Annotated in this window: 7 protein-coding genes; 2 read left to right on the top strand and 5 right to left on the bottom strand. The window is 38.0% G+C overall.

Translation table 11 applies throughout. The annotated features are described in order from the left end of the window. Nucleotides 1–33: 33 nt before the first annotated feature. The 4 genes from J655_RS18010 to yccS form a co-directional block, all read right to left on the bottom strand. Nucleotides 34–819, bottom strand: coding sequence for a YdcF family protein (locus J655_RS18010; RefSeq protein ID WP_005072805.1), 786 nt, complete (start codon nucleotides 817–819; stop codon nucleotides 34–36). Nucleotides 820–933: 114 nt separating this feature from the next. After that, a complete protein-coding gene (locus J655_RS18005) occupies nucleotides 934–3,522 on the bottom strand; it encodes a PepSY domain-containing protein (protein WP_032005982.1) in 2,589 nt (862 codons plus the stop codon). A 155-nt stretch (nucleotides 3,523–3,677) separates the two neighbouring features. Beyond that, nucleotides 3,678–4,253 carry an SdpI family protein gene (locus J655_RS18000; RefSeq protein ID WP_002116136.1) on the bottom strand — a complete coding sequence of 192 codons (576 nt, stop codon included), beginning with the start codon at nucleotides 4,251–4,253 and terminating at the stop codon, nucleotides 3,678–3,680. 100 nt (nucleotides 4,254–4,353) lie between these two features. Then, nucleotides 4,354–6,528 (bottom strand): YccS family putative transporter, encoded by a 2,175-nt coding sequence (gene yccS / locus J655_RS17995; protein WP_017400237.1) that lies wholly within the window; start codon nucleotides 6,526–6,528, stop codon nucleotides 4,354–4,356. 127 nt (nucleotides 6,529–6,655) lie between these two features. On the opposite strand from yccS, the gene J655_RS17990 reads away from it, so the two are divergent. Next, a complete protein-coding gene (locus tag J655_RS17990) occupies nucleotides 6,656–7,870 on the top strand; it encodes a multidrug effflux MFS transporter (protein WP_032052743.1) in 1,215 nt (404 codons plus the stop codon). Between the two features lie 25 nt (nucleotides 7,871–7,895). Here J655_RS17990 and J655_RS17985 read toward each other — a convergent pair whose 3' ends face one another. Beyond that, nucleotides 7,896–8,603, bottom strand: coding sequence for a nitroreductase (locus J655_RS17985; RefSeq protein ID WP_032005978.1), 708 nt, complete (start codon nucleotides 8,601–8,603; stop codon nucleotides 7,896–7,898). Nucleotides 8,604–9,113: 510 nt separating this feature from the next. On the opposite strand from J655_RS17985, the gene J655_RS17980 reads away from it, so the two are divergent. Then, nucleotides 9,114–9,317 (top strand): hypothetical protein, encoded by a 204-nt coding sequence (locus J655_RS17980; RefSeq protein WP_005064392.1) that lies wholly within the window; start codon nucleotides 9,114–9,116, stop codon nucleotides 9,315–9,317. Nucleotides 9,318–9,458 lie beyond the last annotated feature (141 nt).

The raw sequence follows: 9,458 nt of genomic DNA, 5'->3' as shown, positions 1-9,458 counted from the left end.
TTTTTAAATAGCAGTTTTTTTATTAAATTATTTTTAATATTCGTTTAAAAGCCATCCACTTGCATATGCGAAATATTCACGTAACCATGCATTGTAGCGAGTAGCTAATGGTGTCTCGGCCGCTACCCCATAAACTTGGATATAGCCCTGTTTTTTTGCAATTGCTATTGCTCGAGGAATATGAAAATCACTTGTCACAATAGCAATTGGCTGGTCTAAGGTAATGTGGTGCTGTTCTAATAAGGGTTTACTATTTTTTAAGTTAAGCTCTGTGCTGGTGCTTTTATCTTCAAGGATCATTTGATCTCTTGCGATATGATACTTTTGTTCAAGATAACGAGACATAACCAATGCTTCGCTTTCTTTTTCTGAAAAATCAAGACCACCTGTTAGAACAATCTGTGCTTGCTGCTGTTTTAGGGCTAGAGGGGCGGCCGTATCTAAACGTTTTGCAAGAATTGTGGATGGCTGACCATTCTCAACACCGCTTCCTAAGACAATAATTGCTTTTACTGGAGGAATATTATTTGAAGTATCTTTATTTTCTTTAATAAAGCTAAAAAAATAGCCTAAGCCAATTAACCATATCCAGAAGCATAACCATCCAAAACGCCAAAGTGTGTGTAAGCGATAGTGATAGAAGAAAAAGCGTTCTAAATGATAATAAAATAAGGAATATAGGCAGAGGAAAGCACCTAAAATTAAAGGAATAACGGTGCCTACATTAATTTTATTGAGACAAATTAGAACTAATCCATCTAGAAATAAAATCGAACCAATGATTGCTAGGAAAATACGGATCCACTTACTGACTTGCATTGTGCTTAGAGTTGCAATTTAAATTGCAGACAGTGTATGCAAAATCATTCTGAATGCAATAAAAAACCGAGTAAAGCATTTAAGCTATTACTCGGTTTTAGTTTTTATTGATCTTTAATAAACATCACGGCGGTAACGGCCTTGTTGTCTTAAATCATCTACCTGTTCTTCACCTAGAATTTCGATAAGTGCTTGATCGACTCCACTTGCCATACCATCAATACTACCGCATACATACAGAACAGCACCCCGTTCTACCCAGCTTACTAATTCTGCTGCATTCTGACGGATTACATCTTGAACATACATGCGTTGTTCTTGATCTCTCGAAAATGCTAAATCGAGGCGTTTTAACATTCCTGTGGTTTTCCATGCCTCAATAGTTGATTCATAGAAGAAATCACATGCTCTTTGACGTTCACCAAAGATTAACCAGTTTTCAGTGTAATCATGACGCGTACGGGTGTGTAATAGGCTCATTAAGCCAGCAATGCCAGTTCCGTTACCAATACAAATAATAGGGCGATTATCATCAATAAGATGGAATGATTCATTGGTACGAATACGTAAAGCAATTTCATTATTAACTTGCATATGTTGAGTGAGCCAACCCGAACCTAAACCTAAATTACCAGACGCATCATATTGTTGACGAACCACCAAACGTAGGACTTGCTGAGAAGGAATACTCGCAATCGAATACTCTCGCGTTGGTAGAGTAGGGAGCTGCTCTAATAAATGATCCAGATTAGCAAATGGTTCAATTTCACCAGTTAAATCTTTATTCCAAAGCGCTTTTTCGATTGAAATCTGCAATGAATCAACTTTTGAATTTTTAAGAATATGATGCTTTTGCAAAAAAGCATGAATACGTTCAGGACTATTACCAGGCTGGATTTCAGCAATATCACCCGCTTGCCATATCGCTTCATGATTTGCTTTAAGTTCGATATTATAAGCAGGCTGACCTAAGCTATTTGGATTGAGTAAATCACGTTGTTGTAATATCCAACTATCAAATACTTTTTCCAGATTTACCGCATGCAAATCTAATTTAGTTGCCTTCGCGAGAGATTGATTCCATGTTTGAATATCCGATGGGTTTGCATTATCAACTTCAATTGTATTGAAGAGAGCATGGGCACCATTTGCTTTAAGCCAAGCATCTACTGCATGGCCAAAACTACAATAAGTGTCTGGATATTCTTTAGAGCCCAGCGCTAGAACAGCATAGTTGATGTGCTTAAGATCCACATTCAATTTTAAAAGTTTTTTAGCAAAGCTTGTAGCGAGATCAGGAGCATCACCAGTACCATAAGTACTGATCACAAATAAAACCTGCTGATGTTGCTCTAAATCAGTTTGTGTTAGCTGCTGTACAGGTTTTACCTGAACAGGCTGATGAGCCTCTTGTAAACTTGTTGCCGTACTCCAAGCGAGCTGTTCTGCTACGCCGGTTTGAGTTGCATAAGTAATAAGCCAAGGCTTTGCATTTGGATCAATGTATTGTCCTGCTAAAGACTGACGAGCTGCCTGTGTTAATTTTTTCTGTTTACGGCGTTTAAGATACAGCATCCACCCAGTAACCAAGAACAAAGGCATTGCTAGAGAAGCAAGCATTGCAACGAATTGATAAATTGGTCCAAAGAAGCTACCGCGGTGTACGGGTAACATGCTGCTCATAATCTTTTGATTAAGCTTTTTGTTTTCATAAAGCTCTATCTTTTCGATGTTGCCAGTTTGATAATTATAGATAGCTTGGTTACGTGCGCGTTCGTGTTGTGGGGTAGCATCGACAAAACTTAACTCAATTTTTCCATCATCTTTTTTCGGTAAACTTAATGTTAGAGTCGAATAATCACGTCCAACCTGACTATTGAAGCCACTCCATGTTTGATTAAGTGCTGTAATGAGTTGAGTATTATCTAATTGAGGCTCTGATTTTTTATCATTATTACGGTCAGATTGTTTACCTTGCTGTATTCCACGATTTTGATTTTGAGGAGTAGCGCCATGATCTTGTCGTTTAGGCTGTTCAACTCCCATTACTTTGAACATGCCACTACGCCACCAATCATAAGACCAATATAGTCCTGTACATGCGAAAAGAAGATAAAAAACAATGACCCATGTGCCGACAACAGCATGTAGATCCCAAATAAAATTCCGGCCTTTGAGTTTCGGTTTAACAGCAAGCCATTGACGAGCAGAGTGCTTTTTAGGCCAACGTAAATATAACCCACTGAGTACGAAGTAAATTAGCATGAGTGCGCAGGCACCAGTAATTTGTTTACCAACTTCACCTGCTGTTAAATTACGATGAATTTGTTGTATGAGTAACAATAACTTTCGACCTTTAACATCTGGAAGAACCTCAGCGTTATAAGGGTTCACCATCATATTGTAGCCACGGCGTTCACCTTCTTTTTCAATATTTACAATAGAAGAAGAGGTGGGGTCCTTGGCAATCGTAATGCTATTAATTTTGATTTCAGGTTGGGTTGTATTGAAATGTTGATATAGCTGAGCAGGAGTTAATTTTGGAGTGTTTTCAGCTTGTACAACATAACTATCAGAATTCACCCATTTTAAAATTTGTTGGTCATAAGAATAAATTGCACCTGTAACACCCATAATGGATAAGATTAGGCCAGCAGTAATACCCAGAAACCAATGAATTTGAAATAAAATTTTTTTAAACATGGTCGAAAATGTAAATATGATGGAGATCTTGTAACGAAGTATAGCCGAAGATTGGGGAGATAATATGGATTTTGGAGATAATATTAATTTTCATTATCATTTATTTTTAGCTTAATAAAAAACCTCCATGAGGAGGCTTTTTATAAAATCTAGAATTACAAGGTTTTTGGTTCGCCTACAGATTCTTTTAAGTGTGTGCGAATTGTGTTGAACGAGAAGTTTTTCGAATCCATGCGCTTAGGTAGGATATAAGCACCTTGTTGTTCTTGGCCTTTTGGATCTTTTACTTTGAAATTGACCAAAATAAAATCAGGTGTATTGTACCATTCGTAGATATTTTTCCATCCAATAGTACCTACGCCTTCTTGTAAGCCCATTTGTTGACGCATCACAATACCATGAGGCTGCACACCTAAACGAATACCTTTGATTTCCTGTACCGGAAATTCATTCATTTTGCGTTTAACGTACCACTCTAATCCGTATTTACGACCTAGGTAGTAAAGTACTACAGCAACAATAGCAACCCAGCAAAAAACAGTAGAGTAGTTCTTAATAAAAATAAGACCTAATATAGCTAGGGCTAAAACGACACCCATAATTGCCCAAATTTTTGTGCTGATTTTATTGGTGCTGCGCCAGATAAGAAGCTGTGCATTACGTTGTTCAGCTTCTGACACATCATAGGGAACAGGCTGAAGCGTATAAGCGTATAAAGTTTTCGCGGTCATAGTGCAAATAACAAATTGTAAACTGTTTTAAGTTTAGCATTAATTGGCATAAGTCAGGAAAGGATATTATGCCAATTTCATACTAATTTCCGACTCAAATTTATAACGATGCAAGCTCGCTGGCATCATTATCAAGATCATGACTTAGGCGTTGTTTTAGCATACTAAAACGGTTCAATACACCAAGCATGAGTGATAGCTGCTGTAAAATAATGAGTGATTTTTGGTCCTCTTCATTATTTTGACTCAAACGTTGACGTATCGTCTGGAGCATATTTTGTGCTGTAAGATCAGGCATCTCATCTCTTAATAATGCACCCTGAATATCATCTAGCGCTTGGTCTAAGAGTTTAAGAACAGCTTGATCTTGAATGCTTTCTCGATGTGCTCCAAGTGCGGCGATATAACTTAAAAATGTATGGTTTAAACATAAAAATTCAAAGATATCCGACTTACGGGTAGGGTCAAAGTCTGGCTCTGTTGCTAAAGTTGAAATAAGTGAAGCAACCTCGGCATCTGTATTATGAGCAGCACGTCTTACAATACGGTAATTCAGCGCATGATTGCGACCTTCATGATATTGTTTAACAACTTCAGCTAAATAATTGCATTGAGCTTGTAATGAACGTCTGATGTTGCGAGGTAAGCGTCGGAATTTCCAGTCAGGCCAAATAAATGTCACTCCAAACCAAGCTAGGGCACATCCAATTAAAGTATCTACAAATCGAGGAATGGCAGCAGCCATTGCCGAACCATCTAGATTAAAGTTAATTAATGCCAAAATCGTAATAAAAGCGGTTGCTTGAGCATATTGCTTACTGCGTAACTCAAAAAACAATACCCCGCTTAGGATTAACATTAATAGTTGTCCTTCGACAGAAGGTACGAGAAATACAATGGTAAGACCAACAATAATTCCGACTAATGTTCCGACAATTCGTAAGCGTAAGCGACGTTTGGTTGCGTTGAAGTTAGGTTGGCTTACAAATAGGGCTGTAAGCATAATCCAATAGCCGTACTCGATATTGGTCATTTGAATCAGCACATACCCAATAAAAAGAACAATTGAGACGCGAATTGCATGGCGGAAAAGTACAGATTCAGGAGTTAGATTTTGCTTTATTCGGATGACAATATCGTTCCATCCTTGTAAATCATCATCTTTAAGCTGGTTCTCTGCTTGTTTAACTTTATCAGACTGAATGTGTTGTTCCGTTTCTAAGTTGAGTAACTGAGAGTCGATAGATTTTAAATTTTGGTATAAAGCGAAGAGAGCATTTACCCATAACAGATCATAATGCTGATCACGTCTTAGTTTCTCTAAAGATAGTCTTAAGTTCTCAAAACTCTGCTTGAAACGTTTGTTATGGTTATAAGGTTTACGTTGTAAAATACATTCGTTTAACTCTTGGCAAGCTTTGCCTTGAACCGCCAAAATTCGTTGAAATCTAAATAAAATATCACTGTGCTGAAAAATTTTGGCTAACTTTTGATAGTCGATATGGGCTGAGTCAGCACGCTCATGAATGTCTTGAGCGACAAAATAATAATGTAAGCTTCGGCGTGTATCTTTTTGCCCACGGTCACCTTTTAAACGAGTCAATAAAGCTGTTTTTAAGTCATTAAAAATCGTAATTAACTTACCATTTTCTAATGACAGCTCAATCATACTTTGCTGATAGCTGGCAGGAGTCATATCTACATCAAATAAATTTGATTTTGCAAATAGAAAATCACCTAGAGATGCATAAGACGCTGCGAGTTTATCTTGAAGTTGGCGAACCGGAAATAGTAAAAAGCTAATAGTAGCAATGAGGCCATACCAAGCAGCACCTGCAACTAAAAGAGCAGGTTGAATATACCAGTGATCAAAAAGGTGAACACCCAACATGGTATAGACCGAAACAACCAAACAGCCATAAGAAATAGTGGCGTAACGACGTCCTAACGAACCTAGTAAAATCCAGCCAATACATGAAGCAATCAACCCTAAAGCAAAAGCCATTGGGTAGGGGAAAAGTAGTTGTACAGAAGCTGCGGTAACGAAGAACCCAATATAAGTATAGATTAGGTTCATGATTCGCACGGAAAAGCGATCATCAATATCACTCAAACCTGCTGCGACTACACCTAAAGTGAGTGGAATAGTTGCTAATTGATAGCCTAAAAAATAAGGCACGAAAGCAGTTCCTGAAAAGGCTATCAGCATTCGCACGTTATACATAAATGTTGTGTTATAAGTCGCTCTTTTTAGGCGTTTAAACCAAGATTTCAAATGAAGTCCTTGCTGATCAACCTGAGTGATAAAGGATTTGTGTATTTCTACACCAATGTTGCACAAATCATACGATAGACAGTGTAAGCTTGTCTGTATGCAAATGAGTGAAAAATGAAATATCGTTATGTCTGAACAAACAGCCCAGCGTCAATACTCTATTGGCTGGATTATGTTGCTCGCTTTACTTACGGCTTTAGGGCCGTTATCCATTGATATGTACTTACCTGCGTTACCACAAATGGCCCATGATTTTGGGGTAAGTACGCAAATGGTGGCAAATACACTACCAGCATATTTTTTTGGTTTAGCCATTGGGCAGTTGGTTTATGGTCCTTTAAGCGATCGTATCGGTAGAAAGAAACCACTTTACTTTGGCCTCGCGCTTTATGCAGTCGCAAGCTTATTTTGTGTAATGGCTACTAATGAATGGAGCTTGATTGCGGCCCGTATTTTACAAGCTTTAGGTGGTTGTGTTGGCGTAGTCATGGCTCCTGCGGCAATACGCGATAAATTGGACGTTCAAGGCTCTGCACAAGCTTTCTCAAGCATGATGATTGTCATGGGGCTTGCACCAATTTTGGCTCCTATGATCGGAGCATGGATTTTAATTTGGTTTCCGTGGCAGGCTATTTTTATTGCGCTTTCAATTGTGGGTGCGCTGTGTTGGCTGTGCGTACATTTCTTTTTTAAAGAAACTTTGGAAAATGATAAAAGGCTTAAGCTATCACTCTATCAAGTGGTGACTTTATATGGAGCTATTTTCAAAGATGCGAGTTTCCGCTTACCTATGTTTGCAGGCTGTTTAACAGGTGCCGCATTATTTTGCTATATCAGCTCAGCACCTGCCGTGTTTATGGATCAGTACGGACTTAATCAGCAAGAGTTTGCTTACGTGTTTGGACTAAATGCTTTTGGCATCATGTTAATGTCCTCTTTAAACAAGCATTTAACAACACGTGTTGAAATTACCAAACGCTTAAAATCGGGTTCACTTGTGCAAGTGACTGGAGCCATCATTGTATTTATTGCTGGTTTAATTCCTGCGGCGCCTTTATGGCTGGTTATGGTAGGGGTATTTTTAGCTATTTCAGGCATTGGTTTAACAGGCCCAAATGCAATGGCGTTAGCAATGTCCAAACAAGGTGCTCGCGCTGGAACAGCAAGTGCAATTATGGGCAGTATGCAATTCGCTTGTGGCCTTTTAGGTGGCGTGCTTCTTAACTTCCTGATTTGGTCTGCATCGCTCAATATGGGTGTGATGATGGTGTTATTTACACTAAGTGGTTTTATTGTCGTATTAAAAGCGACACAACAGGTCAAAAACAAGCCATTCTCATAGCTTTTAGAGAATGGCCAGTTATAGCTTATTCGTCTAGAAAAACTGCGAAATTTTCAACAGGTTCTCTAGGCGTAATAAAGGTATTTACAATATGATCTGGGTCAGCATGACCTAATGCAATTGCACATACCAGTTCTTCGTCATCTGATGCACCTACTATATCTAAAACAATAGGGTGAAAATGATTCCAAGCTGCTTGTGGGCATGTATCTAAACCACGTGCCTTGGCAGCGACCATCACGTTTTGGATCATCATTGCGATATCCATTTTAGAACCGATTCCCATCGTTTTATTTACGGTAAAGAAAAGGCCGACTGGTGCATCGAACAATTTAAAATTACGTAGCTGCTGTTCAGCCATTTTTTCTTTTTCGCCCTTTTTGATTTCGAGTAAACCGTAGAGTCCCCAGCCATTCTCGCGGCGGCGGTCAATAAAAGGGGATATCCATTTTTCAGGGTAATAGGCAAAAGTCTCTTTATATTGTTCTGCTAGCTCAGGATTTTTTGAAACTTCAATTTGTGCAGCGCAGACACGTTCAACCATTTCATCACGCTTTTTACCTGTGACTACATAGACTTTCCATGGTTGAGTGTTCGTTCCAGAAGGTGCTCGACTTGCGACTCGTAATATATCTTTAATGACTTCTGGCTCAATTGGAGTATTTAAAAAAGCGCGGACAGAATGTCGAGAAGTGATAGCTTCATCAACGAGACGAACTTGTTCCAGATTCATGCGTACTCCTATATCTTTTCTTAAATACTTCATACTTTTTTGAAGCTTAATTTCATGTTTTGAAAGTACTTCATTTATAAGCAAAAAATATTAGAAAAGGGATATCCTTAAAGATATGATGATGTGTTTAGTTTGGATATAATGTCTAATTAACTCTAATGTGGATATGCCACTTTAGATCTAAATAGACAAAAAAGTATGATGTTTTTGACTATAAAAATAAATTTATAGCATCAGTTGGATTAAAAATCACTCAATTGAAAAAAAGGTATAATATGTTTAAAAACAGTACAAAACAGATGATTTTGGATAAAAAATAATCGGAAATAACATAAATTTTTAATGAAAAACATACACAAAATTTTAAATTTCTGCATAATACCGACTTTTTTACGCAGGTATGATTTCTCCATACTCATGTTAGGAAAGAAATGGCTGCATACAAAATCCCTTTACAAAAAGGATTTGAATGTAGAAATGGAGAAATACACGAGGAATAAGGAGCTTTACATGAGTTTACCGCTCATCAACAAGCAGTTCATGAAACAAGGATTGGCGATTACCATTGCAACCATGAAAATGAACGTAACTCACGCAACTACTGAGCCACAAGAAATACAACAGCTTGGTACAGATCTAAATGCACTCTTCTCCAATCAGAGGGAAAAGGGCGCAGATAGCCGCGTCATGGCGATGGCTCGTTACAGTCTTTGAAATTCATATCCATTTTAGACATTCGCTCTCAAGTATATGTAAATATGCTTATTGGCTTAAATCCAGATTTTTATAACTCGATTAATTGATGGGAATCATTAAACGAGCTGATTTAGCGGTGGTCATTTGTTAGTTTCCAAG

Origin of the sequence: Acinetobacter sp. 1294243 (assembly GCF_000588015.1) — a bacterium.
GTDB classification, from domain to species: Bacteria; Pseudomonadota; Gammaproteobacteria; order Pseudomonadales; family Moraxellaceae; genus Acinetobacter; species Acinetobacter pittii.
Note: the sequence above shows the minus strand (reverse complement) of the source record. Positions and strands in the feature narration are given on the sequence as shown.

Bases quoted from the DNA above. Each gene is read 5' to 3' on its own strand.
- J655_RS18005 (WP_032005982.1), bottom strand. From the start codon at position 3,522: ATGTTTAAAAAAATTTTATTTCAAATTCATTGGTTTCTGGGTATTACT.
- J655_RS17980 (WP_005064392.1), top strand. From the start codon at position 9,114: ATGAGTTTACCGCTCATCAACAAGCAGTTCATGAAACAAGGATTGGCG.
- J655_RS18010 (WP_005072805.1), bottom strand. From the start codon at position 819: ATGCAAGTCAGTAAGTGGATCCGTATTTTCCTAGCAATCATTGGTTCG.
- J655_RS18000 (WP_002116136.1), bottom strand. From the start codon at position 4,253: ATGACCGCGAAAACTTTATACGCTTATACGCTTCAGCCTGTTCCCTAT.
- J655_RS17985 (WP_032005978.1), bottom strand. From the start codon at position 8,603: ATGAATCTGGAACAAGTTCGTCTCGTTGATGAAGCTATCACTTCTCGA.
- J655_RS17990 (WP_032052743.1), top strand. From the start codon at position 6,656: ATGTCTGAACAAACAGCCCAGCGTCAATACTCTATTGGCTGGATTATG.